This window comes from Cellulomonas aerilata, from assembly GCF_007991755.1.
Taxonomy (GTDB): Bacteria; Actinomycetota; Actinomycetes; order Actinomycetales; family Cellulomonadaceae; genus Pengzhenrongella; species Pengzhenrongella aerilata.
This window is the reverse complement of record NZ_BJYY01000001.1, coordinates 144,903-167,690: the sequence shown is the minus strand read 5'-3', so window position 1 is coordinate 167,690 and position 22,788 is coordinate 144,903. Positions and strand designations below refer to the sequence as shown.

Below are 22,788 nucleotides of genomic sequence, written 5' to 3'. Positions count from 1 at the left end.
CGCACGAGCCGGTACCCCTCACAGCGGGCCGGGACGGATCACGCGGTGTGCGGGGCCGGCAGCCGTCAGGTCACTGGCCGGGCCGCCACTCGTTGAGCACCGGCCGGCGCTTGCCGGACGAGAGGAGCGGCACCTCGTCGACGTACTCGAACCGGAGGTCGGCGTCTGCTCCGAGCACATCGAGGAACTCGGCCCGGATGCGGGCGTCCCGCTCCGGATCCCGGTCGGCGTTGATCCGGAGCGTGTATCGGCCGTGACCGGTCTGAACGAGCTGGAACTGGCGCAGGTCGTAGTCGGCCAGCTCAGGGGTCACCATCGGGTTGACGAAGCGGCCGTGGGTGTCGAACAGCCGATCGTAGGTGCGGCCGCTCATGGACACCAGGACGGTGTCGTCCACGATGCCGTCCTCGTCTGCGCCGAAGGCACCCAGGTCACCGGTGTCGTACCGGACGAAGGGCATGGCGCGGTTGAAGAGATCCGTGAGGACGATGCGCCCCTCCTCGCCTGGATCGGCGGGCTCGTCCGACCCGTGCCGGAGGATCTCGACGTGGTACCCCGCCACGTTGATCCGGTAGGCGGACTCACCCGGCTCCTGCTGGGCGATGAGCCCGTTCTCGGTGTTGGAGTACCGGGCGACGAGCGGGCGGCCGAAGGTCACGGGCACCGCCGTACGGAGGTATGTGGTGGGTGTCTCCCCGAACGCGATGACGCCCGCGACGCGGCCGCGGACGTCGATGCCCGTCCTCTCGGATGCGCGGCAGAGCTCCTCCAGGGCGGAGCCGTAGCCCAGCATCATCACCGGGTGCGAGCGACGCCGGATCGCGAGGAGGACCTCGCGCGCCCGAGACGCATCCAGGGTGCGGACCTCGATGGGCGTGATGCCTTCCTTCAGCCTGCGCAGGCGGCCCTTGCCGTACTGGCCGCCCCAGGCGCGGAGGTAGAGCAGGGGAGTGCCCAGCCGGTAGCCCGCCCGCTCGGCGAGCGCGACGGTGTCGGCCTGGTTGCGGAGGACCTTGCCTGCATCCCACAAGGACTCGAACGGGATGCCCGTGGAGCCGGAGGTGTAGTGGGGGTGCAGCGTCGACCGGTCGACGCCGCGCGCGAGCATCGCCGGGCCCTGGGTGCGGAACGTCATCTTGTCGACGACGGGGAGGTCGGCGAGGTGGTCCGGCTCGTGCCCGGCGTAGAAGTCGGTGTGCTCGACCGCATGCCGGACGATGTTCGTCAGGCGGGCTCGGCGCACCTCGAGCGCGTGAGGTGACCGAGGGGCGTCCAGGAGCGCACCGATGTCGGCGACAGCAGCTGCGACGCGGCCTCCACGAGCCCGGTCGAGGGTCCAGTAAGCCGATCGACGACCGGCGGCTGCCAGATCCATAGCGCGGCTCCGCTTGACAGACCCTCGACTCGGTCACCGACCCGGACCGCTCGTTCGCAGGGGCGCCCTCGCCGACGAACAGTGCTGGCGTGAAAATATCGGGTTCGGACGTCGTCGGGCAAGCGTCGTCAGGCCCCTCTGCTGCCCCACCGGAGGGGCGCGCGGTCACGCCGTCGGGGTGCCCGGTGCGCGCAGCTTGGTGCACAGCCGGGCGAGCTCCGCCTGCTCCGGAGCCGTCAGGGCGCCGGTCATCCGGGCGACGATCGACCCGGCGTGGGTGCGTCCGACGGCGCGCTGGGCGTCCCGTCCCCGATCGGTGAGGCCGACCAGCGTCCCGCGACCGTCCTGCGGGTCGCGCTCGCGGACCACCAGCCCGTCGGCCTCCATGCGCTCGACGAGCCGGCTCAGTCCCGGCTGGCTCAGCCGCACCCGCTCGGACAGGTCCCGCAGCCGCGTCCGTCCGCCCGGGCACCCGGTGAGGGTGTACAGCACGTCGTACTCCTGCATGGACACCGGGGCGCCGCGGAAGTCCTCGGCGAACTCCTTCATCAGCGTCACCTGCGCGAGCAGCAGCGACTCCCAGGCGTCGACCGCCAGGTGAGCCATGTCGGTGCCTCCCCGTGGTGCCGCACCGGACCGGGTGGTCGATGCGTCTGCATGGAACAAGCGCCGGCGCGCGCCCGGTATTCCGGACGGACGAGGGTGCCGGTCAGCAGTGCCGGTCGGGGGTGCCGGTCAGCGAGCGCCGGGCTCGGGCTCCGGGTCGGTCACGTCCGCGACCTGCGCCTGCAGCACCCGGACCAGGTCGTCGCCGTCGACGGTGGCCGCGGTCCCGTGCGCACCGGCGCCGATGGACGCCGGCCGGCCCGGGACGCGCTCGTCCGCCACGACCGGCCACGTCCGGGTCGAGCCGAACGGCGTGATGGTGCCGCGCTCGTAGCCGGTGACCGCCTGAGCCGTCGCGGCGTCGGGCATGGACATCCGGCTGACGCCGAGCAGCTCACGGAGCTTGGGCCAGGAGATCGTCCGGTCCCCTGGGACGAGCACGAACAGGTAGTCGTCCTCCCCGCGCCGGACCACGAGCGTCTTGACGATGCCGGACGGGTCGATGCCACGGACCTCGGCCGCCTCGGCGAGCGAGCGGACCCGGCCGTGGCGCGTGAGCCGGTACGGGACACCGGCCCCGTCGAGGGCGGCCACGGCGCGCCGCTCGCCCTCCGTCGGCTGGACCGCGAGGGGGTCGTCATGCGCCTGCGCGCTCGCCGGACCGCTGGGGATCGTGGGGTCGGTCATGCGCGCCAGCGTACGGACGTCGGTCAGCCGGCGGTCGACGCGGCGACGCGGTGGGGGACGCGCGCGCAGACCGCCGCACCGAGCAGCGCGAGCAGGCCGGCGCCCGCGAAGCACGCGACGAACGCCGTCGTCGGCCGGTCCGCCACGAGCAGGGCGAACACCGGGCCGCTGACCGCGAGGGCGAGCGCGATGGACAGCGACTCCACCAGCTGCAGGGCGGCGGTGTTCTCGCCCTGCTCGGTGGGTGCCGACAGGCGCAGCACCAGCAGGGAGAGTGTCGGGTACGTCAGGCCCATGCCGAGCCCGGCCGCGCCCCACCCGGCGACGGTCGCCACGACGGGGAACGATGGCCACAGCCCCAGGGCGGCGAGCACGATGCCGACGGCGATCGCCCCGGCGCCGATGACGAGCACGACGCGGTCCGCCCACCGGCCCTCGAAGCGTCCGCGCAGCCACGAGCCGAGCGACCAGGTCAGCGCCGCAGCGGTCAGCGCCAGACCCGCCTGCGCAGCGCTCAGCCCGCGCTCGCGGGTCAGCAGCAGCGGCAGGTAGACCTCGGCACCGAAGAACGCGCCGGCGAGCAGGCCGCGCACCACCAGGACCGCCGGCAGCCCGGCGGCCGCGCGCAGCGTCCCGCGCGGCACCAGACCGCGCACGGTCCCCAGCAGAGCGACGCCGACGGCGACGAGCACGACCGCCCGTCCGCCGTCCGCCCGGCCGCCCACCTGCAGCAGGAGCAGCCCGGTCGCGGCGCCCACCGCCCCGGCCAGCCGACGGGAGGCCGCCGCCGACGGTGCCGGGTCGTCCGGCGACGCCGTCGGACCGGCGGTGGCGGACGTCGGCGGCCCTCCCCTCACTGCAGCCGACGCCAGGGCCGGACGCAGCAGCAGCACGGCGGGGACCGCGAGCACCGGCACGGCGAGGAAGACCCACCGCCACCCCAGGTGCTCGGCGATGGTCCCGGCGATCGCCGGACCGACCACGGCAGGCAGCACCCACGCCGCCGAGAAGGCGGACAGCACCCGGGGCTGCAGCGCGTCGGGGTAGACGCGGGCGACGACGACGTACAGGGCGACCCCGAACATGCCCGACCCCAGGCCTTGCACCACCCGGCCCGTCACGACGACGCCCATGGTCGTGGCCGTGCCGGCGACGAGCAGGCCGGCGACGAAGAGCGCGACGCCGGTGTGGAGCGAGCCGGTCGGCCCGCGCCGGTCGGTCCACCCGCCGGCCGCGACCATGCCGACCACGCTCGAGGCCAGCGGTCCGGCGAACGCCATGGCGTAGAGACCGAGCCCACCGAGCGCCCCGACGACCGTCGGCATCACCGTCGTGACCGCCAGCGCCTCGAACGCGCCGAGCCCGACCAGCGCCACCATGCCGGTGGTGACCGTCCGGTAGCGGGCGGCGAACGGCGAGGCCTCGGCGGCCGGGATGCCGGCCGGGTCGGCCCGCGGTGTGGGGTTCTTCACATCGCTGCCTCTCGGGTGTCGGTGGGCGTGCGTAGCGTGCAGCCTGCTCGATGGCCGCCACCCGCTGCCATCCCGCGCCGACGCGGAGGGGACGACAGGAGACATGGACGAGACCACCCAGGCAGTGGAGCCCCACGCCATCACGGTCCAGGGGGCGGACGGCCTCACGGTGGTGACGCTGCGCGGCGAGATCGACGCCGGCCTGCGTCACGCCGCCAGCGACGCGATGGTCGCCGTCCTGGCCGGTCAGGGTCCGCTGGTCATCGACACGTCCGCGGTCACGTTCATCGACTCCTCCGGGATGGCGTTCCTGCTGCAGCTCCACGGCGTCGCGTCCGACGCCGCACGACCGGTGGTGCTGCGCGACCCCGCGGGCGCCGTCACGGACCTGCTCGCACTCGTCGGGCTCGACCAGCTGTTCCGGCCGGAGGACCCGCAGGGGGTCTGACGCACCGTTTGCTCGCGAGGTGCGGCCCGCCGCGCGCCGCCCGGTCGCGACGCCCCCCCGGTCCCGGCGGTGTGACGTGGACCTCCCGGCGGGCGCCGGAGCGAGGCTCGCGGGACGATCGCCGCATGACCACGACCGCCCCCTCCCCGGCAGAGGAGTCCACGCGTCTGCGCCGCAGCGTGACCGGACCTCTGCTGTTCCTCTTCATCCTCGGTGACGTGCTCGGCGCCGGCGTGTACGCGCTGGTCGGCGTGATGAGCGACGCCGCCGGCGGCATGTTCTGGCTCCCGCTGCTCGTCGCGCTGGCGATGGCGCTGCTCACGGCGGCGTCCTACGCCGAGCTCGTCACGAAGTACCCGCGCGCCGGCGGCTCGGCCGTGTTCGCCGAGCGCGCCTTCCGCAGGCCGCTGATCTCGTTCCTCGTCGGGTTCTCCATGCTCGCCGCCGGCGTGACGAGCGCCGCCGGCCTGTCGCTGGCCTTCGCCGGGGCCTACCTCGGGGAGTTCCTCGACGTCCCCGCCGTCCCCGCCGCCATCGTGTTCCTGCTGCTCGTGGCGCTCCTCAACGCCCGCGGCATCAAGGAGTCGCTGCGCGCCAACCTCGTCATGACCGCCATCGAGGTGTCCGGCCTGCTGCTCGTCGTCGTGCTGGGCGCCGTGGTCCTGGGCCGCGGCGACGGCGACCTGAGCCGCCTCACGCAGCTGCCCGACGGCGTGGGCCTCGGCTCGGCGGTGCTCGCCGGCTCCCTCATCGCGTACTACTCGTTCGTCGGCTTCGAGACCTCGGCGAACATCGCCGAGGAGGTCCGCGACGTGCGGCGCGTGTACCCGCGCGCCCTGTTCGGTGCGCTGCTCGTCGCCGGCGTCGTCTACCTGCTCATCGCCGTCGTCGCGCCGACCGCGGTCAGCCCGGCCCAGCTGTCCGGCTCGACCGGTCCGCTGCTGGAGGTCGTGCGTGCCGCCGGTGGGGTGCCGCTGCGGCTCTTCGCGGTGGTCGCCCTCATCGCGGTCGCCAACGGCGCCCTGCTCACGATGATCATGTCCAGCCGCCTGGCCTTCGGCATGGCGGAGCAGGGCCTGCTGCCCTCCGTGCTGGGCCGGGTGCTGCCTGGGCGCCGGACCCCCTGGGTCGCGATCGTCGCCACCACGGCCGTCGCGATGGTGCTCACCACGACCGCGACCCTGGAGGACCTCGCCTCCACGGTCGTCCTGCTGCTGCTGTTCGTCTTCCTCAGCACCAACCTCGCGGTGCTGGTCCTGCGCAAGGACCGCGTGGCCCACTCGCACTACCGCGCCTGGACCGCGCTGCCGGTCCTGGCGATCGTGTCCTGCCTGGTGCTCCTCACGCAGCAGGAGGCGTTCCACTGGCTGCTCGCCGGGGCGCTGCTCGCGGTCGGCGTCGTGCTCTACCTCGTGACGCGGCGGGTGTCGGCGCCCACCGAGGGGTCGGTGGCGTCCGAGGTGTCCTCCGGGACGGCGCACACCGGCTGAGCCGGCCGTCGAGGCACCCACCTCCCGCGGCGCGGCACGGCGCCGCGGGAGTGTCGGTGCCCCCGGTTACCGTCGCCGCATGCGGCTGCTGCACACCTCCGACTGGCACCTCGGGCGCACCCTGCACGGGGTGGACCTGCTCGAGCACCAGGCCGCCTACCTCGACCACCTCGTGGAGGTGGCGCGCGAGGAGGGGGTCGACGCCGTCCTGGTCGCGGGAGACGTCTACGACCGCGCGGTCCCGCCCGTCGAGGCGGTCACGCTGCTGTCCGAGACCCTGGCGCGGCTGTCCGAGCGCTGTGCGGTCGTGCTCACCCCCGGCAACCACGACTCCGCGGCGCGGCTCGGGTTCGGCGCCGGCCTCATGCGCGACGGCGTGCACCTGCGGACCCGCGTCGCCGACGTCGGCGCCCCCGTCGAGCTGAGGCCGCGGGACCGGTCGGGTCGGTCCGACGGTGCGCCGGTCCTGGTGTACGGCCTGCCGTACCTCGACCCGGACGGCTGCCGGCACGCCCTGGCGTCCGGCGACGTGCCCCTGGCCCGGTCGCACGAGTCCGTGACCCGCGCGGCGATGGACCGGGTGCGGGCCGACCTCGCCACCCGGACGGCAGGCGGCGCCGGCGGTGGCGTGCGACCCCGGGCGGTGGTGCTCGCGCACGCGTTCGTGCTGGGCGGGCAGGCGTCGGAGTCCGAGCGCGACATCCGCGTCGGCGGGGTCGACCACGTCCCGGCCGACGTGTTCGCCGGGGTGGACTACGTCGCCCTGGGTCACCTGCACGGTCCCCAGCGGGTATCCGGGCCGCCCGGCGTCGTCCTGCGGTACTCCGGGTCACCGCTGGCGTACTCGTTCTCCGAGCAGCACCACGCGAAGTCCACCGTCCTGCTCGAGCTCGACCGGGACGGGGTCCGGGGTGACGTGCGGCTGGTCCCCGCGCCGGTGCCGCGCCGGCTCTCGGACGTGACCGGGACCATGGCGGACCTGCTCGGCGCCGCCGGTGACCCGTTCACCGGCGACTGGGTCCGCGTCGTGGTGACCGACGCCGCCCGGCCGGCGGAGCTGTTCGCGCGGGTCCGGCGACGGTTCCCGCACGCCCTGGTCGTGCAGCACCGGCCCCCGGCCGTCGGCGCACGGTCGTCCTCGGTGGCCGTGACCGCCGCGCACGACCCCGTCCAGGTCGCAGCCGAGTTCGTCGAGCACGTGACCGGTGGGCGGCCGTCCGACGCCGAGGCGGCGGTCCTGCGGGCCGCGTTCGAGCACGTCGCGGGCCTGGAGCGGAGCGCCTGATGCACCTGCGGACCATGACCCTGCAGGCCCTCGGGCCGTTCGCCGGCACCCACACCGTCGACTTCGCCGAGCTCGGCGCGTCCGGGCTGTACCTGCTGGAGGGTCCGACGGGGGCGGGCAAGTCCACGATCATCGACGCCGTCGTGTTCGCCCTGTACGGCAAGGTCGCCTCGGCGGCCACGAGCGACGACCGGCTCCGGTCCGGCTACGCGCCCGACGACGTCGACACGGTCGTCGACCTCGTGTTCGAGACCGGGTCGGGCGTCTACCGGGTCCGCCGGACCCCGGAGCGGCAGCGCGCGAAGAAGCGCGGCACCGGCACGACGCGGCAGAACGCGACCATCAAGCTGTGGCGGCTGGCGAGCGCCGACGACGTCGACGGCGGCGAGCTGCTGTCCACCCGCCTGGACGAGGCCGGACCGGAGATCCAGCGGGCGATCGGGCTGGACCGCGCCCAGTTCGTGCAGACGATCGTGCTGCCGCAGGGGGAGTTCGCGAGCTTCCTGCGGGCCGACCCCGAGCAGCGCCGCGGCCTGCTGCAGAAGGTGTTCGGGACCGAGGTGTACGAGCGCGTGCAGGAGCGCCTGGTCGCCATGCGGCGGGAGGCGCAGGCGTCCGTCGACTCCGCCCGGTCGGCGGTGGCCGTCGCCGCCGCGCACTTCGTCGGAGCGGCGTCGGTGACCGACGAGCCGGCGTTCGCCGAGGGTCGGGCGCGAGCCGCGGCGGACCCGGACGACGGGCCGCGCGGGCCGTCACCGGCGCCGCTGGCGACGGCCTCCGAGCTGCGCTCCCTGGGCGAGGCGGCGGACCCCGACCTGCTCCCCGCGGCGACGGCCCACGTCGTCGCGCTCACCCACGAGGCCGAGGCGGACGCCGAGCGGGACGGCGCCGCCCGGGCGGTCCTCGCCGACGCCCGGGCCGAGCTGGACGACGCCCGCGCGCTGGCCGGCACGGTCCGTCGCCGGGACGCGCTGCGGGCCGAGCAGCAGCAGCTGCGGTCGGCCGCCGACGTGCACGCCGAGGGAGTCGCCCGCCGGGACCTCGCGCGCCGCGCCGCGGTCCTGGCGTCCGTCCTGACCGGCGCGGACACCGCCCAGCGCTCGGCGGACGAGGCCCGCCGGGCGGTCGAGCGGCTGCGCGGCGAGGAGCCGGACCTCGCCGGCCTCGACGGGGACGCGCTCGGCCGGCTCCGGGAGTCGCTGGCCGTCGAGGCGGGACGGCTGAGGGCCGTCGCGCAGGTCGAGCGCACGCTGCCCCGGCGTCGCACGGAGCTGGCCACGCAGGAGGCCGCCATGGGTGCCGCGATGGCCGAGCGCGCGGCGCTGACCGCCGAGCTCGCCGCGCGCCCGGTGCTGCGAGCCGAGCTCGTCGACCTCATGGACCTCCTCGGCGACCCCGGCGCCGAGCTCGCGAGCGGTCGCACCGCGCTCGCCGCCGCGCAGGAGCGTCACGACGCCGCCCGGCGGGCCGAGACGCTGGACGAGCAGCTGGACGCCGCCCGGTCCCGGGCGCTGGACGCCCTGGAGGCCGCCCGGCACGCGGTCCGGACGGAGGCCGACCTGCGCGGTCGGCGCCTGGCCGGGATGGCGGGGGAGCTGGCCCTGGGGCTCGTCCCCGGCGACGCGTGCCCGGTGTGCGGGTCGCCGGAGCACCCCGACCCGGCCGCCCTCGCCGAGGACCACCCCGACGACGAGCAGGTGGCCGCCGCGGAGGCGGCGAGGGCGCGGGCCGAGACGTGGTCGGCCGAGGCGGGCGCCGCCGTCGCCGTGCTCGTCGAGCGGGCCGCGGCCCAGCGTGTGCTCGCCGGTGGGTCCCGCCCCGAGCTGGAGGCGCTCGTCGCCGAGATCGAGGCGCGCGTGACGCTCGCCGAGGCGGCGCAGCGCGAGCTGCTCGCGACGCGGCAGCGGCTGCAGGTCCACGACGCCGAGAGCGACGTGCTGCTGGACCGGGCCCGAGGCCTCGACGTCGCGGTGGCCCGCGGTCAGGCGACCATCGAGGCCTCGGTGACCGCGCTCGAGGCGGACGACAAGGAGGTCGACGCGGCACGGGTCGGGGCGCCCACCGTCGCCGCGCGGCTCGCCGAGATCGAGGCGCACGCGACGTCCGTCACGGCGCTCGCCCGGGCGCTGACGTCCGCCGCGGCGGCCGAGGACGACCTGCGCACGCGACTCGGCGAGCTGCACCGCGGCCTGGCCGAGCACGGGTTCGCCGACGCCGGTGCCGCCCGCGCCGCGCTGCTCGGTGCGGCGGAGCTCGGGGCGCTGGAGCGGTCCCTCGGTGCGTTCGAGGCGGCGGTCGCCCGGGTCGAGGCGGGGTTGGCCGAGCCGGCCGTCGCTGCCCTCCCCGACGACGTGGTCGTCGACGTGGCCGCCGCTCAGGCCGCCTGCGAGCAGGCGGAGGGCCTCGCAGCCGCCGCGTCGCGTCAGGCGACGCTCTCGGCCCGCTGCGCCTCCGCCGCGACGGACGGGCTCCAGGAGGTCACCCGGGCGCTCGGGACGTTCACCGCGGCGCGCGACGCCGCCGCTCCGGTCACGCGCATCGCCGACCTGGCGTCCGCGTCCGGCGGCGACAACGCGCTGCGGCTGACGCTGGCGACGTACGTCCTGGCGCGGCGGTTCGAGGACGTGGTGGCGGCGGCCAACGACCGGCTGGCCGGCATGTCCGACGGGCGGTTCGAGCTCGTCCGCAGCGAGGAGCGGGAGGACGTGTCCTCCCGCAAGCGTGGTCTGGCCATGAAGGTCCTCGACCACCGGATCGAGGCCGAGCGCGACCCTCGGACGCTGTCCGGCGGGGAGACGTTCTACGTGTCGCTGTGCCTCGCGCTCGGGATGGCCGACGTGGTCACGGCCGAGGCCGGCGGGATCGACGTGGGGACGCTCTTCGTCGACGAGGGGTTCGGCACGCTGGACCCGGAGACGCTGGAGGCCGTCCTGACCGAGCTCGGCAAGCTGCGTGCCGGGGGGCGGGTGGTCGGGGTGGTGTCGCACGTGGAGGCGCTCAAGCAGTCGATCGCGGAGCGGATCGAGGTCCGCCGGCTGCCGGACGGGTCCAGCACGCTGACCGTGCGCGCGGGCTGACGGGTCACCCGCCCGGGTGCCGTCGGGACCGGTGTCCTGCCTCACCGGTCAGGACGCCGCCCGCCACTCCTAGGCTGCCGTCGTGTCCTGGAACCGCCGCCGCAGGGTCGCCGCCGGTGTCGCCGCGGGTGGGGTGGCCCTGCTCGCCGCGGCCGTCGTGCCCGGCGGGGGTCCCCTGCGGGCGTGCTCCGCTGTGGGCTTCGCCGACGTCGCGCCCATCGAGCTGAGGTTCGACCCGGCACTCGGGGTCGACTCGGTCGCCGCGTGCCTCGGGGCGCCCTGCCGGCCGGTCGCCCTCGCCGACGCGGGCGGCGGCTGGGCGGTCCCGCAGACCCGGGAGTACCTCCAGGCGGTCGAGCCCGGGGCCGTCACGCACGTCACCGTCCGGGCCACGGCCGCCGGCGTCGTCGTGGTCGACCGCGTCGCGGAGGTCGGGCGGGCGGACGACGGCGGCTCCGGGTGGCCCGAGTGCCCCGGGCCGTACCGGTTCCTGCCGGTGACGATCGACGCCTGACGGGCGCTAGGCCGTGGCGGTGACGCCCGCCTCGTCCACCCGTGCCGCACCGACCGCACGGCCGGGGCGCAGCTGCGGCAGCACGTGCTGACCGAAGGCGTCGAGGAAGGCCTCCTGCCGTTGGCCGACGTGGTGCAGGTACACCCGGTCGACGCCGACGTCGACGAGCTCCGCCAGGTACTGCGCGTGGCGGCCGAGGTCGTGGGACACCATCACCACGCCCCGCACCATCTCCTCGGTGACGCCCTCCCCGACGACGTCGAAGTGCCCGGGCGTCTCCAGGTCCCAGCAGACCGGCGGCGGGTAGACGTTGGTGCGCCACTGGTCGTGCGCGAGCGCGAAGGCCTCGTCCTCTGTCGGCGCCCAGGACAGGTGCGCCTGGACCGCCACCTCGCCCCGTCCGCCGGCGCCCCGGTAGGCGTCGACCAGCTCGCGCACCGTCTCCAGCGGCTGGTTCGTGGTGACGAGCCCGTCGGCCCAGTCGGCGTGCGCGCGCGCGGTCGGGGCGGTGACCGCGGGTCCGATCAGCAGCGGGGGCTCGTCCGGCAGCGACCACAGCCGGGCGCGGTCGACGACGACGTGTCCCCGGTGGGTGACCTCCTCACCCCGGTGGAGGGCGCGGATGACGTCGACGCACTCGCGCAGCCGGGCGTCCCGCTCGGCCTTGGACGGCCAGCGGTCGCCGGTGATGTGCTCGTTGGCGTTCTCCCCCGAGCCCAGTGCCACCCACAGCCGCCCGGGGTACATCGCCGCCAGGGTCGCGCTGGCCTGGGCCAGGACGGCCGGGTGGTAGCGCTGACCGGGTGCGCTCACCGTGCCGTAGGTCAGGTCGGTCGTCGCCAGGGCGGCACCCAGCCACGACCACGCGAACCCGGAGTGGCCCTGGCGCTCGCTCCACGGCATGAAGTGGTCGGAGCACATGGCGGCGTCGAAGCCGGCGTCCTGCGCCAGCCGCGCGGAGCGCAGGAGCTCGGCCGGGTGGATCTGCTCGTGCGAGGCGTGCCAGCCGATCTGCGTCATGCCGACGTGTCTACCGTGCCCCGCGCGGGGCCGCGCGACGCCGGGTCGGTGGCGACGGTCGGGCCCGGGTCAGGCGGTGGCCATCCAGACCCGCAGGGGTCCGAGGGCCGCGAACCCGCCGGCCAGGGCGGCAGCCAGGTCGTCGCCACGCTCGTAGCCCACGAGCGGGCGACCGGCGTGACGGTCCGCGGCCCATCCGAGCGGACCCGCCCACGCCTCGCCGGCCGTCGCGCCGGCCGTGAAGACGTTGGAGACGCCGACGACGCCGGGGACGCCCGTGGTGAGGATCGCCCCGGCGACGACGTCGCCGCCGTCACCGGTGCCGTCGCGCGCCGCGAGCACGGTGACCTCGGGCTCGGCGAGCAGCGCCGGGAGCAGGGGGTGCGCGGTGTCGCCCCGGGCGTCCTGCCAGGCCGACAGCGTCGCGGCGTCCGTCACCCGCGCCCACCGCAGGCGCCCGGGAGCCGGGGCGCGGTGGGACGTGCCCGGGTGCCCGATCCAGGTCGCGGCGAACAGCTCCCGGAAGCCGGACGGCGCCAGGTCGAGGTCGGCGAAGCTGTCCTTCACCGAGCACCCCGGTGCCTCCGTGTCGATGCGGGAGAGCACGGACCCGGGGGCGAGCCGCGGCCGGAGCGTCACCGCGTCGGGGTAGCCGGGCGGCGTCCGGCGCCGGGCGGTCCACGCGTCGGCGTCCGCCCGGCCGGCGATCCCGTGGCTCGCCGAGACGAGCGCGCACCACCGCGCGTTGTCCCGCACCGCGCCGAGCAGGACGCCGGCCCTGCGGGCGTCGGGGGACGCCGGGGGGTGGGTCGCCGCGGTGGGTGCGGCGACGGTCGGGCTCACGGGGCGGTCCGGCACGACCCCGATCCTGCCGCCGCCTCGCGGGCGCCGGAAGCCCGGTCACGCACGCCGCGCCGGTGCCGTCAGCGGACCGGCTGCGCCTCCGGCGCCGTCACGACGGACGCCTCGGTCCCCGACCCCACCGGCTCGGGCGCCACGGCGCCCGGGACGGAGAGCGCCGCCGTCGCCCGGCGCGTCCGGCGCCACCCGCGGGACACGGCGAGGAGCAGCAGGGCGCTGACGAGGATGAGCAGGGCCATGACGAGGGCCATCGCCGTCGCGGGGGACCCGCCCACGAGCCCGGTCACCGGCGCGATCGCGGCGCCCATGCCGAACTGCAGGGCGCCGAGCAGCGCCGCGGCGCTGCCCGCCCGGTGCGGGTTCTGGTCCAGCGCGATCGCCGGCGCCGACGGCATCACCAGACCGGCGGTGCTCAGGGTGAGCACCAGCAGGACCAGGACCGGGACCAGCCCGGCTCCGCTGGCTGCGACCGCGACCAGCGTCGCGGAGAGCACGAGGCCCGCGATCACGGCGACCGTGAGGATCTGCTCCGGCCGGAAGCGGTCGACCAGCGCGCCGTACACCTGGCTGGCGATGGTGATGGCCACCGCGCCGCTGGCGAAGACGTAGCCGAACTGCTGCGGGTCGAGGCCGAACCCGTCCTGGAAGACGAACGTCGAGCCGGACACGTAGGTGAACAGCGCACCCATGTAGAACGCCGACAGCAGCGCCAGGCCGAGGAAGCCGCGGTCGAGCAGCAGGTCGCGGTAGGTGCGCAGGGCCGCGACGGTACCTCCGGTGCGACGGCGCTCGACGGGCAGCGTCTCCTGCAGGCGCCGGGCGGCGAGGGCGAGCAGCAGGACCCCGGCCACGGTGAGGAAGCCGAAGATCATCCGCCACGACCCGAACCGCAGCAGCTGCGCCCCGAGCGTCGGGGCGAGCACGGGCGCGACGCCGACGACGAGCATGAGGCGTGCCATGGCCTTGGAGACCGCGAGGCCCTCGTAGCTGTCCCGCAGGATCGCCATCGACAGGACCATGCCGGCCGCGGCGCTGAACCCCTGGACGAACCGCAGGGCGGTGAACAGCGCGATCGAGTCGACGAAGATCAGCGCGGCCGAGACGAGGACGTACAGGCTCAGCCCGCCCAGCAGCGGCCGGCGCCGGCCGAACGTGTCGGACAGCGACCCGATCAGCACCTGGCCGAGCGCCAGCCCGGCGAGCGACGCCGTCAGCGTCAGCTGCACCGTGGCGCGCGAGGCGGACAGGTCCTGCGCGATCTGCGGGAACGCGGCCAGGTAGGTGTCGAAGGTCAGCGGGCCGATGGCCGTGAGCGCGGACAGCAGCAGGATGAGTCCCGCGCTGATCCGCGTGCGCGCGGGGATCTGAGGCATGTCGGCGGCAACCGCCCGGCGCTCCCGCCTTCTTCCCTCGGCCCCGCCTCGTCCACATGGTGGACGGCACCCGGCCGTGCACGGGCTCGACCGGTGGGGGGCACGGGCCGGGGGCGTGGCCGACGTCACCCGCACGGTCGCCGTCACCGGACCGGCGGAGGTCAGCGGCGCGGACCGGGGCGGCCGGTCACCACGACCAGCCGCGCGCCGCGAGCTCCACCTCGGCCCGGAACCGCTCCTCCTGGCTCTGCGGCACGGTGGTGCGCTCGTCGGGCCCGTGGCTGGTCGGCACCCCGGCGAGGTGGCACGCACGGATCAGCATCGCGTCGTAGGCGGCCTCGGTCGCGCGCAGGTGGTGCATGCGGGCGTAGACGTCGTCGCTGCGCTCGAGCGCGCGCACCTCGTCGGCGAGGACCGCCAGCCGCATCTGGACGCGCAGGACCTCGAACGGGTCCGGAGGCGGCGGTCGACGCCGCAGCCGGAGCAGGAGCCACCGCATCGCGTACCGCCCTCGTCGGCGTGGACGGCTCCAGGCTAAGCCGGGCTCGCGCGGGCCGCCACGCCCGCCCGGCAACGATCCGGGAGCGCTGGGTAGAGTCCGCCCGATGGGGGCACGGACGGTCGTCGCGGTCACGGTGGCGCTCGCGTCGCTGGTCGGCGGGGCGTGCGTCGGGGACCGCTGGGCCCTGGGGCGCGCCGAGGAGCAGTTCGCCGACCGGATCGGTGAGGGGGTCGACGGTGTCACCGGTCGTCCCGGGGTCGACATCGCCGGCTTCCCGTTCCTCACCCAGCTGGCGGCGGGCTCGCTCGACGACGTCTCGGTCGACCTGGCCACCGCCTCGCTCTCCGGCGTGGACCTGCGGGACGTCGACCTGCGCGCGCACGGCGTGAGCACCTCCGCGCCGTACCGGGCCGGCAGCGCCGAGGTCCGCGGCACGCTGACCACGGGCGCCCTGGAGGCGCTGGTGGCCGAGCGCACCGACGCCGACGTCGACCTCGCCGTGGACGGCGGCCGGCTCACCGCGACGCTGCAGGTGCTGCGTGCCGACGTGACGGCCGAGCTGGTCCCGACCGCGCAGGGCGACTCGATCGCCGTGGACGTGGTGAGCGTGACGCTCGCCGGAGCGGTGATCGACGTCGAGGACCTCCCGCGCGCCGCCGCGTCGCGGCTGCGGGACCTCGCCGTCCCGGTGGACGGGCTGCCGGACGGGCTGGCGCTGACCGACGTCGTCGTGCAGGACGGCGGGCTGCGCGTCACCGCGAGCGGGACGGACGTCGTCCTGCCGATGGCCGGCTAGGCCGCTCAGCCGGGCGCGCCGTCCCTGCCCGGACGGCCTGCGCCCGGGCGCTCTCAGGGCCCCGGCGGCGTGACCTCGCAGCGGTCCATCTCGCGCGCCATGGCGTCCCGCTCCGCCGCCGTGACCCACAGCCGGTAGGTCGCCTTCACCTGGGCCTGGCGCAGGACGTAGCGGCAGCGGTACGGCCGGTGCGGGGGCAGCCAGGTGGCGGCGTCCGAGGCGCCCTTGGCCTGGTTGATCGGTCCGTCGACGGCGAGCAGGTTGAGCGGGTCGTTCGCGAAGGCGGTGCGGGTCGCGTCGTCCCAGCCCTGGGCGCCCTTCTGCCATGCGTCGGAGAGCGCGACGACGTGGTCGATCTGCACGTCCGCGCTGGTGGAGGGCCCGCGGACGAAGCGCTCGACCCCGCCGCCGTACGGGTCCTGGAGCGTGCCGGCCAGCACCACGCAGTCGCGCGTCCCGGGCTTGAAGGTCTCCCCGGTCAGGTCCCGGGCCAGGACGTCGTTGCGGGTGTCGCAGCCGTTGCGGTCCACGTCCGCCCAGGCCGCCCCGAACAGGTCGCGGTCGTAGCCGGTGCGCGGCGCCCGTCCCTTCACCTCGAGGGAGTCGAGCGCGGCGCGCCCCGTGGCCAGCTCCTCGGTGGTCACCGGGTAGCGCGGGCCGTCCGGCGACGTGAGCTCGGGCAGGGCGAGGCCGGCGCCCACCACCACCGCCACCGCCGACACGAGGTAGACGACCAGCGAGACGGTGCGGCGCCGCACGCGGCGGGAGGTGAGCGACGGCACGGGACGAGGGTGCCACCGGTCACCCACACGTCCGCGCCGGCGCGGCCGTGGTGATGGTCACGACGACGCCGGCCGGGTTGGGGGTCGGCCGGGGGTCGGCCGGCGGTCCGGTGTGCCCGTCGCACGGCGGTCGGCCGGGGGTCGGCCGGCGGTCCGGTGTGCCCGTCGCGCCGCGGTCGGGCCGGCCGTCCGTCGTGCCGGGCGACGGCCCGCCCGGTTCAGGCGTCCGGCGTCATCTCACCCGGCCGGGCCTCGTGACCCCGGCGGCCGTGCGTGCGGTTGCGCTCCTTCATGGACGACTCGTAGACGTGCCGGCGCCCACCCACCAGCCGGTCGCGCACCGTGCGCTCCGCCTCCCGGAACCGGGACCAGTAGTTGTCGTCGAAGTCCTCCACGACCTGGAAGCTCCAGCGGCCCTCCAGGACGTTGCGGCCGACCACCTCGGCGCGCACGGCGTCGGCCAGGTCACCGTGGCCGGCCTCCTCCAGCTCGTCCAGGGCCTCCTGCAGCTCGTTGTCGGCGCGGCCGATCAGCCGGTGGAACGCGTACAGGTTGCCGCGGGCGTGCTCGGCCACCTCCAGGGCCGCGGTGACCTTGCCGACGGCGCGGACGGTCGCCTCGTCGACCTCCTCCGGCGGCTGGTGCGCGGGGTCGGGCCGGTCGGGGTCGCTGGGCAGGGCCGGGGCGCCGGCCAGCACGTCGGCGGGCAGCTCGGAGGAGACCGTGTCGGGGTGCGTCATGGCGCCATCGTGGGACCCCGTGGCGCCGCTCGCATCAGCGCGCCCCGACAATGGACGGGCGTGTGGGTGGGGCCGCGTGGGTGCCGGGGGCGTCGCCGGGCCACCCGGGTCACCTCGGGGGAGGGGCGTTAGGCTGCCGCCCGCGTGGCCGATCGGCTCTGCAGAACCGTCCACCCGGGAGCCCTCATGGCTGTCCTGTCCGAAGTGTTCGCCACCAGGCACCGGGGTGCGCTGGCGCGCTCCGAGGCGCTCGACGCCGGGGAGGACGCGCCGGACGACGTCCGGCACCTCGAGCTGAGCGACGTCACGACGATGGAGCTCGAGGCGCTCGGGGAGATCGCGGCCCGCGTGCTGCGCTTCGGCACCGGGGACCTGGAGCTGGAGGAGGTGGACCTCGACCACGAGTCCCTGTTCGAGCTGCCGCCGTTCCTGTGCGAGGTGCTCACCGAGCTGGGCCGGGCCGAGGACCCGGAGGCGCTCGCGGACGTCGCGGCCGAGTGGGCCCGCTCGGAGGAGATGGGAGCCACCCCGGAGGTCACCCAGCCGATCGTCGCCGACCTCGTCGAGCTGGTGACCGCCGCGGCGAAGGACGGGCTCACCGTCTACCTGTGGGTGCAGCCCGTCTGACGGCACCTGGCCGGCACCGGACCGGCGCGGATCGCCACCGGGCCGGCAGCTGATCGCCACCTGGCCGGCACCGGACCGGAGCAGCCGCCCGGCGGACCGGCGACCTCAGCCGCCGGCCCGGCTGATGCTGAACGCGGTGAGGAACCCCAGCGTCGTGATGAACCCGGTGAGCAGGTGGGTGCGCTCGAACGCCTCGGGGATCATCGTGTCGGCGACCATCGTGAGGATGGCACCGGCGGCGACCGCGGTGATGACCGCGACCGTCCCGGGGCTCGCCGATCCCAGCGCCGCGTACCCCACCGCGGCCGCGACCGCGCTGGCCGCGGCGATGCCCGACCACACCCCGAACACGTAGCGAGCGCTGCGTCCCGCGCGACGCATGCCGGCCGCGCTGGACAGCCCCTCCGGCACGTTCGAGATGAACACGGCGGCGACCACGGCGGTGCTCACCCCGCCGCCGCCGAGCAGGCTCACCCCCAGGACGACCGACTCCGGGATCCCGTCCAGCAAGGCCCCGACCGCGATCGCCGACCCGCTGCCGGCCTGCTGGTCCTCGCCGACCTGCAGGTCCCCCGACCGCTTGCGGTGCCGGGCGCCGCGGCGCGCCAGCGCGGCGTTCGCCAGCACGTACGCGCCCGCCCCGCTGAGGAAGCCCGCGACGGTCGGGCCGAGCCCACCGGTCTCCACCGCCTCCTGCGCGAGGTCGAACGACAGCGCCGAGATCAGCACCCCCGAGCCGAACGCCATGACGCCGGCGATGACCTGCCGGGGCACCCGGACGTACCAGGCCACCGCTGCGCCGATCACCAGCGCCGCCCCGCCCAGCAGTCCCCACGCAGCCGCCTCGACCCATCCCGTCACCGCGTGATCGTCGGCGCGGCCCGGCGCCCCGGCAACTCGGCCCAGTCAGCTGGGCCCGGCCAGCTCGGCCCGGCCGGCGTGACGGCCGCGGGCACGGACAGGTCCGCGCGGGCACGCGACGAGGGGTGCCGGTCCGATCCGACCGGCACCCCCGTCGACACGCCGCCCCCGGTCACCCTCGCCGGGTGACCGCCTCACGGCGGGCCGCCAGCAGCGCGGCCGCGGCCAGGACGGCGGCGGACCCGAGGACCCACCCGAGGTGCGCACCCAGGGGCTGCGTCGCCGCCCCGGTGAAGGCGACGACGTCGTCGGCGGGGAGGAGGGCGCCGTACGCGATCTGGCCGAAGTGGAACGTCGGCAGGTAGCGCGCGATGTCGCCCATGACGTCCGGCAGCTCGGACAGCGGGGCGAAGAACCCGGACGCGAACGCCAGCGGCAGGAAGATCACGTTGGCGACCACGGCCGCCGTCCTGGGCTTGGCGAGGTAGGCGATGGCGAACCCGAGCGGGCTGAAGACCACGACGCCGGCCAGCATGAGCGCGCCGTACACGGCCCACTGACCCGGACGCAGGTCCACACCGCCGGCGGTGCCGGCGAGGACGGCCATCACGACGGCGATGAGCGCGGCATGGACGAGGGCCGCCCCGAGCTTGCCCGCGAGGTACACGCCGGTCGGGAACGGGGTGGCGCGCAGGGTCCGCAGCCATCCGCGACCCCGGTCCTTGGCGACGTCCTCGCCGAACACGACGATCGCGAGGGTGACGACGCCGTAGCAGGACAGCGACACGAGCATCGCCAGGCCGATCCGCGTCCCGCCGGGAAGGAGGCTCGAGGCGTTCGTCAGCCCGAACATCGCGTAAAGGATCACCGGGATGATCACCGCCCCGACCGCGAACTCCGGGCTGCGCAGGCTGGACCGCACCTCGGTCGCGACCTGCAGGCCGAGGAGCCCGGCACGGCCGCCGGTGGGTCGGGCGCGGACCTCGGGGACCGGCTCGGCGGCCGGCGCGGCGGCCGGTCCTGTGGCGGGGCTCGCGGGCGCGGGGGTGCGGCCGGACGGGGCAGGTGCCCGGGTGGCGTCGGTGGTGGGCCGACGGCCCGGCTCGATCGCGTGGGTGCTCATCGGACTGCTCCTTCGGGGTGTGCGGTGGAGAGCTCCTCGGTCAGGGCGAGGAAGACCTCCTCGAGGTCGTCGTCGCCGACGAGCTCGGTGGGGGTGCCGTCGGCGAGCAGCCGCCCGCGGGCGATGACGAGGATGCGGTCGGCGACCGTCTCGGCCTCGGTCATGTCGTGCGTGGCGAACAGGACGGTGGCGCCGTGCCCGACGGCGGTGCGCGCCTGCGCCCAGAACGAGCGCCGGGAGACGACGTCCATGGCCGCCGTCGGTTCGTCGAGCAGCAGCAGCTCGGGCTCGCCGATGAGCGCGAGGGCGAGCAGCAGCCGCTGACGCTCGCCGCCGGACAGGGTGGTGACGCTGCGGCCGGCACGCCCGTCCAGGTGCACCCGCTCGAGGACCTCGTCGACCGGGACCGCGCGGGGGTACGACCGCCCGATCAGCCGGACGAGCTCGCGGACGGTCACCTGCTCGGGCAGGCCGGCGGACTGCAGCATCGCACCGACCCGGCCTCGTGCCGCGGACGGCGGGCCGCCCAGGACCTCGACGCGGCCCCGCGTGGGCCGGGCCAGGGCGAGCAGGAGCTCGAACGTGGTGGTCTTGCCGGCGCCGTTGGGTCCGAGCAGGGCGACGATCTCCCCTCGCTCGACCCGCAGGTCCACGCCGTCGAGCGCGTGGACCGGTCCGTACTCCTTGGTGACACCGGACATCTCGATGACGGTCATCGGTGGCTCCCTTCGTCGGTCCGACGCTAGGGACCGGCCTGCCCCGGCACCTGTGCCGGAGGTCACCGATCCGAGCCATGACCTCTGGCACGGGTCCGGCGGCCGGGGCCGCTCGTAGCATCGGGACCGTGCAGACGCGCACGGACGACCGACTGGCGGCGGGCACCGGCCTCGCCGCGACGCTCGTGGTCGGCCTCGCCGCCCTGTCCGCGCCGTGGTCCGCCACCGTGAGCCCTCGCCTGATGCTGCTGTGGTGGACGGCCTACGGCGTGTTCCTCCTCGCGTTCGTCGCCGACCTGGACCTCGTCGGGCGACGCCCGGGATGGCTGCGGCCGGGCGTCGTCGTCGGCCTGGAGGTGGTCACGGCCCTGGTCGCGTGGTTCGTCGCGCCGCAGTCCGGGTTCACCGCGGTGCTGTTCGTGGTCAGCGCCGCGGCGGCGGCCTTCGAGCTGTCCCGCGGGGTGACCGCGGTGGTGGTGGGGGTGCAGACCCTGGCGGTCGCCGTGGGGACGGCGCTGACGGGCCGGGCCACCACGGACGTCGTCCTGTCGACGGTCGTCTACGCGTCCTTCCAGGCCTTCGCCGCGCTCGTGGTGCTGTCCGCCCGTCGCGAGGCCGAGAACCGCGCCGCGCTCGCGGCGGCGCACGCGGACCTGCGGGCGGCGTCCACGCTGCTGGCGACGTCCACCCGGGACGCCGAGCGGCTGCGGATCTCCCGGGACCTGCACGACGTCGTCGGGCACCAGCTCACCGCGCTCGCGCTGGAGCTCGAGGTCGCGTCCCACCAGGCCGGCGGGGAGGCGGGCGAGCACGTCGTGCGCGCCCGGGGCATCGCCAAGGACCTGCTGCGCGACGTGCGCGCGACCGTGAGCGACCTGCGCCAGGAGGTGCACGGGCTGGAGGCCGCGCTGCGCGACGCCGTCGACCACGTGGCCGGCCTGGACGTCCACCTGCACGTGGAGGAGCGCGTGCCGGTCGACCCGACGCAGGCGCTCGTCCTGGTGCGCTGCGTCCAGGAGCTGGTGACGAACACCGTCCGGCACGCCGGCGCGCGGCACCTGTCGATCCGGGTGGTCGCGGACGACGACGGCGTCACCCTGGAGGCGCGTGACGACGGCAGCGGCGCGCGGCGGCTCGCCCTCGGCAACGGGCTCACCGGCATGTCGGAGCGGGTGGAGGACCGGGGCGGCCAGATCGCGTTCGACCCGGGCAGCGGCCGCGGGTTCGGCGTCACGGCACGGATGCCGGCGTCATGACCCGGGTCGCGATCGTCGACGACCAGACCCTGGTCCGCCAGGGCATCCGCAGCCTGCTCGGGCTCAGCGCGGAGGTCGAGGTGGTGGCCGAGGGCGCCGACGGCGACGACGCGCTGGACATCGTGGCGCGGGGCGGGGTCGACGTCGTGCTGCTCGACCTGCGGATGCCGCGGCGGGACGGGATCGCGGCCCTGGAGGCGATGCGGGACCGCGGGGACACGGTGCCCGTGCTCGTGCTGACCACGTTCGACGACGACGAGCTCGTGCTGGCCGCCCTGCGGGCCGGGGCCCGGGGCTACCTGCTGAAGGACGTGACCCTCGACCAGCTGCTCGGGGGGATCCGGACCGTGGCGACCGGCGGGACGCTGCTGCAGCCGGCGCTGACCGACCGGCTGCTCCGCGCCGCCGCGCGCCGTCCGACGCCGGTGGCCGGCATCGACCGTCCGGAGCCGCTCACCGGCCGCGAGCTGGACGTGCTGCGGCTCGTGGCGGCGGGGTACTCCAACAACGAGATCGCGTCCGCCCTGCACCTGGCGCCGGGGACGGTGAAGAACCACGTGACCGGCGTGCTGCTGAAGCTCGGGGTGCGGGACCGGACCCGGGCGGTCCTGCGGGCGCTCGACCTTGGTCTGCTCGAGTCGCCGCGCGGCACGGTGGACCGCCCGGCGGGTGGCGCCTCGGACGGCTCGGCGGAGCAGCGCGGACGACGGGGCAGGACTCACGGAGGGAGTGGTCGGCATGGTGGGTGAACCGGCGTTCGTCGAGATCGGGGTGGACGACGCCGAGCGGGCTCGCGTCTTCTACGGCGAGCCGTTCGGGTGGCGATCCACGCCGGGACCGTCGGGGAGCGGACTCCTGGTGGAGAGGGGCACGCTCACCGGCGGGATCCACGGCGGCGACCCCCGGGCGGCGCCGTCCGTGTTCTTCCGCGTCGACGACCTCGGGGCGGCCGTCGACGAGGTGCGTGCGCTCGGCGGGTCGACGCAGAGCCTCGCCGACGAGGGCGCTGCCGACGCCGACGCGGCGACCGACGCGGCGACGATGGAGACGGTGCGCGGGCGCTTCGTCCTGTGCCGCGACGACCAGGGGTCGCCGTTCGGGCTGTTCGAGCCGCCGGTCGGCGGTGCCGGGGGCTGAGTGACGCTTCGCCGGGTGCGGTCCGCCGGTGCGGACCTGC

Annotated in this window: 23 protein-coding genes; 10 read left to right on the top strand and 13 right to left on the bottom strand. The window is 75.8% G+C overall.

Annotated elements, in window-relative coordinates:
• Positions 1 to 70: 70 nt before the first annotated feature.
• From CAE01nite_RS00715 to CAE01nite_RS00700, 4 genes are all read right to left on the bottom strand, one after another.
• Positions 71 to 1,243 (bottom strand): phenylacetate--CoA ligase family protein, encoded by a 1,173-nt coding sequence (locus CAE01nite_RS00715; protein ID WP_146898535.1) that lies wholly within the window; start codon positions 1,241 to 1,243, stop codon positions 71 to 73.
• Positions 1,244 to 1,540: 297 nt separating this feature from the next.
• Entirely contained in the window at positions 1,541 to 1,981 is a 441-nt protein-coding gene (locus CAE01nite_RS00710) for a MarR family winged helix-turn-helix transcriptional regulator (protein ID WP_146898533.1), read from the bottom strand.
• Between the two features lie 129 nt (positions 1,982 to 2,110).
• Positions 2,111 to 2,668 (bottom strand): aminoacyl-tRNA deacylase, encoded by a 558-nt coding sequence (locus tag CAE01nite_RS00705; RefSeq protein WP_146898531.1) that lies wholly within the window; start codon positions 2,666 to 2,668, stop codon positions 2,111 to 2,113.
• A gap of 23 nt (positions 2,669 to 2,691) precedes the next feature.
• A complete protein-coding gene (locus CAE01nite_RS00700) occupies positions 2,692 to 4,140 on the bottom strand; it encodes an MFS transporter (RefSeq protein ID WP_222595782.1) in 1,449 nt (482 codons plus the stop codon).
• A gap of 103 nt (positions 4,141 to 4,243) precedes the next feature.
• Here CAE01nite_RS00700 and CAE01nite_RS00695 point away from each other — a divergent pair, with 103 nt between their 5' ends.
• The 5 genes from CAE01nite_RS00695 (at position 4,244) to CAE01nite_RS00675 (ending at position 10,954) form a co-directional block, all read left to right on the top strand.
• Positions 4,244 to 4,588 carry an STAS domain-containing protein gene (locus CAE01nite_RS00695; RefSeq protein ID WP_146898528.1) on the top strand — a complete coding sequence of 115 codons (345 nt, stop codon included), beginning with the start codon at positions 4,244 to 4,246 and terminating at the stop codon, positions 4,586 to 4,588.
• 125 nt (positions 4,589 to 4,713) lie between these two features.
• Positions 4,714 to 6,078: an APC family permease gene (locus CAE01nite_RS00690; protein WP_146898526.1), complete on the top strand. Its 1,365-nt coding sequence runs from the start codon at positions 4,714 to 4,716 to the stop codon at positions 6,076 to 6,078.
• A 79-nt stretch (positions 6,079 to 6,157) separates the two neighbouring features.
• Positions 6,158 to 7,363 carry an exonuclease SbcCD subunit D gene (locus CAE01nite_RS00685; RefSeq protein WP_146898524.1) on the top strand — a complete coding sequence of 402 codons (1,206 nt, stop codon included), beginning with the start codon at positions 6,158 to 6,160 and terminating at the stop codon, positions 7,361 to 7,363.
• Entirely contained in the window at positions 7,363 to 10,440 is a 3,078-nt protein-coding gene (locus CAE01nite_RS00680; protein ID WP_146898522.1) for an AAA family ATPase, read from the top strand. Before CAE01nite_RS00685 ends, CAE01nite_RS00680 begins: the two co-directional genes overlap by 1 nt.
• Before the next feature lie 82 nt (positions 10,441 to 10,522).
• On the top strand, positions 10,523 to 10,954 hold the full coding sequence (locus tag CAE01nite_RS00675) for a hypothetical protein (protein ID WP_146898520.1): 432 nt from the start codon (positions 10,523 to 10,525) through the stop codon (positions 10,952 to 10,954).
• Between the two features lie 6 nt (positions 10,955 to 10,960).
• On the opposite strand, the gene CAE01nite_RS00670 is transcribed toward CAE01nite_RS00675, so the two are convergent.
• The 4 genes from CAE01nite_RS00670 to CAE01nite_RS00655 form a co-directional block, all read right to left on the bottom strand.
• Positions 10,961 to 11,974 carry a TIGR03885 family FMN-dependent LLM class oxidoreductase gene (locus CAE01nite_RS00670; RefSeq protein ID WP_146898518.1) on the bottom strand — a complete coding sequence of 338 codons (1,014 nt, stop codon included), beginning with the start codon at positions 11,972 to 11,974 and terminating at the stop codon, positions 10,961 to 10,963.
• Between the two features lie 69 nt (positions 11,975 to 12,043).
• On the bottom strand, positions 12,044 to 12,817 hold the full coding sequence (locus CAE01nite_RS00665; protein WP_222595781.1) for a hypothetical protein: 774 nt from the start codon (positions 12,815 to 12,817) through the stop codon (positions 12,044 to 12,046).
• Positions 12,818 to 12,897: 80 nt separating this feature from the next.
• The gene (locus CAE01nite_RS00660; protein WP_146898517.1) at positions 12,898 to 14,208 is read right to left on the bottom strand and encodes a multidrug effflux MFS transporter; all 1,311 of its coding nucleotides are present in this window, start codon (positions 14,206 to 14,208) and stop codon (positions 12,898 to 12,900) included.
• Positions 14,209 to 14,395: 187 nt separating this feature from the next.
• Entirely contained in the window at positions 14,396 to 14,707 is a 312-nt protein-coding gene (locus tag CAE01nite_RS00655) for a hypothetical protein (RefSeq protein WP_146898515.1), read from the bottom strand.
• A gap of 106 nt (positions 14,708 to 14,813) precedes the next feature.
• Between CAE01nite_RS00655 and CAE01nite_RS00650 the strand changes: the two genes are divergently transcribed.
• Complete coding sequence (locus CAE01nite_RS00650) at positions 14,814 to 15,506, top strand: LmeA family phospholipid-binding protein (RefSeq protein WP_146898513.1); 693 nt, start codon at positions 14,814 to 14,816, stop codon at positions 15,504 to 15,506.
• Between the two features lie 53 nt (positions 15,507 to 15,559).
• Here CAE01nite_RS00650 and CAE01nite_RS00645 read toward each other — a convergent pair whose 3' ends face one another.
• Positions 15,560 to 16,288, bottom strand: a complete 729-nt coding sequence (locus tag CAE01nite_RS00645; RefSeq protein ID WP_246130916.1) for an HNH endonuclease family protein — start codon at positions 16,286 to 16,288, stop codon at positions 15,560 to 15,562.
• A gap of 218 nt (positions 16,289 to 16,506) precedes the next feature.
• Complete coding sequence (locus CAE01nite_RS00640) at positions 16,507 to 17,028, bottom strand: hypothetical protein (RefSeq protein ID WP_246130915.1); 522 nt, start codon at positions 17,026 to 17,028, stop codon at positions 16,507 to 16,509.
• A 186-nt stretch (positions 17,029 to 17,214) separates the two neighbouring features.
• On the opposite strand from CAE01nite_RS00640, the gene CAE01nite_RS00635 reads away from it, so the two are divergent.
• A complete protein-coding gene (locus CAE01nite_RS00635; RefSeq protein WP_146898511.1) occupies positions 17,215 to 17,655 on the top strand; it encodes a hypothetical protein in 441 nt (146 codons plus the stop codon).
• 105 nt (positions 17,656 to 17,760) lie between these two features.
• On the opposite strand, the gene CAE01nite_RS00630 is transcribed toward CAE01nite_RS00635, so the two are convergent.
• The 3 genes from CAE01nite_RS00630 to CAE01nite_RS00620 form a co-directional block, all read right to left on the bottom strand.
• Positions 17,761 to 18,516, bottom strand: a complete 756-nt coding sequence (locus CAE01nite_RS00630) for a ZIP family metal transporter (RefSeq protein ID WP_146898509.1) — start codon at positions 18,514 to 18,516, stop codon at positions 17,761 to 17,763.
• A gap of 172 nt (positions 18,517 to 18,688) precedes the next feature.
• The gene (locus tag CAE01nite_RS00625; protein WP_146898507.1) at positions 18,689 to 19,639 is read right to left on the bottom strand and encodes an ABC transporter permease; all 951 of its coding nucleotides are present in this window, start codon (positions 19,637 to 19,639) and stop codon (positions 18,689 to 18,691) included.
• A complete protein-coding gene (locus tag CAE01nite_RS00620) occupies positions 19,636 to 20,355 on the bottom strand; it encodes an ABC transporter ATP-binding protein (RefSeq protein WP_146898505.1) in 720 nt (239 codons plus the stop codon). Before CAE01nite_RS00620 ends, CAE01nite_RS00625 begins: the two co-directional genes overlap by 4 nt.
• Positions 20,356 to 20,483: 128 nt before the next feature.
• Here CAE01nite_RS00620 and CAE01nite_RS00615 point away from each other — a divergent pair, with 128 nt between their 5' ends.
• From CAE01nite_RS00615 to CAE01nite_RS00605, 3 genes are read left to right on the top strand one after another with little or no spacing between them, the layout of a single operon-like run.
• Positions 20,484 to 21,611: a sensor histidine kinase gene (locus CAE01nite_RS00615; protein ID WP_186816354.1), complete on the top strand. Its 1,128-nt coding sequence runs from the start codon at positions 20,484 to 20,486 to the stop codon at positions 21,609 to 21,611.
• Complete coding sequence (locus CAE01nite_RS00610) at positions 21,608 to 22,360, top strand: response regulator (RefSeq protein WP_146898502.1); 753 nt, start codon at positions 21,608 to 21,610, stop codon at positions 22,358 to 22,360. The genes CAE01nite_RS00615 and CAE01nite_RS00610 overlap by 4 nt, the downstream gene beginning before the upstream one ends.
• A complete protein-coding gene (locus CAE01nite_RS00605) occupies positions 22,350 to 22,748 on the top strand; it encodes a VOC family protein (RefSeq protein WP_146898500.1) in 399 nt (132 codons plus the stop codon). The genes CAE01nite_RS00610 and CAE01nite_RS00605 overlap by 11 nt, the downstream gene beginning before the upstream one ends.
• Positions 22,749 to 22,788 lie beyond the last annotated feature (40 nt).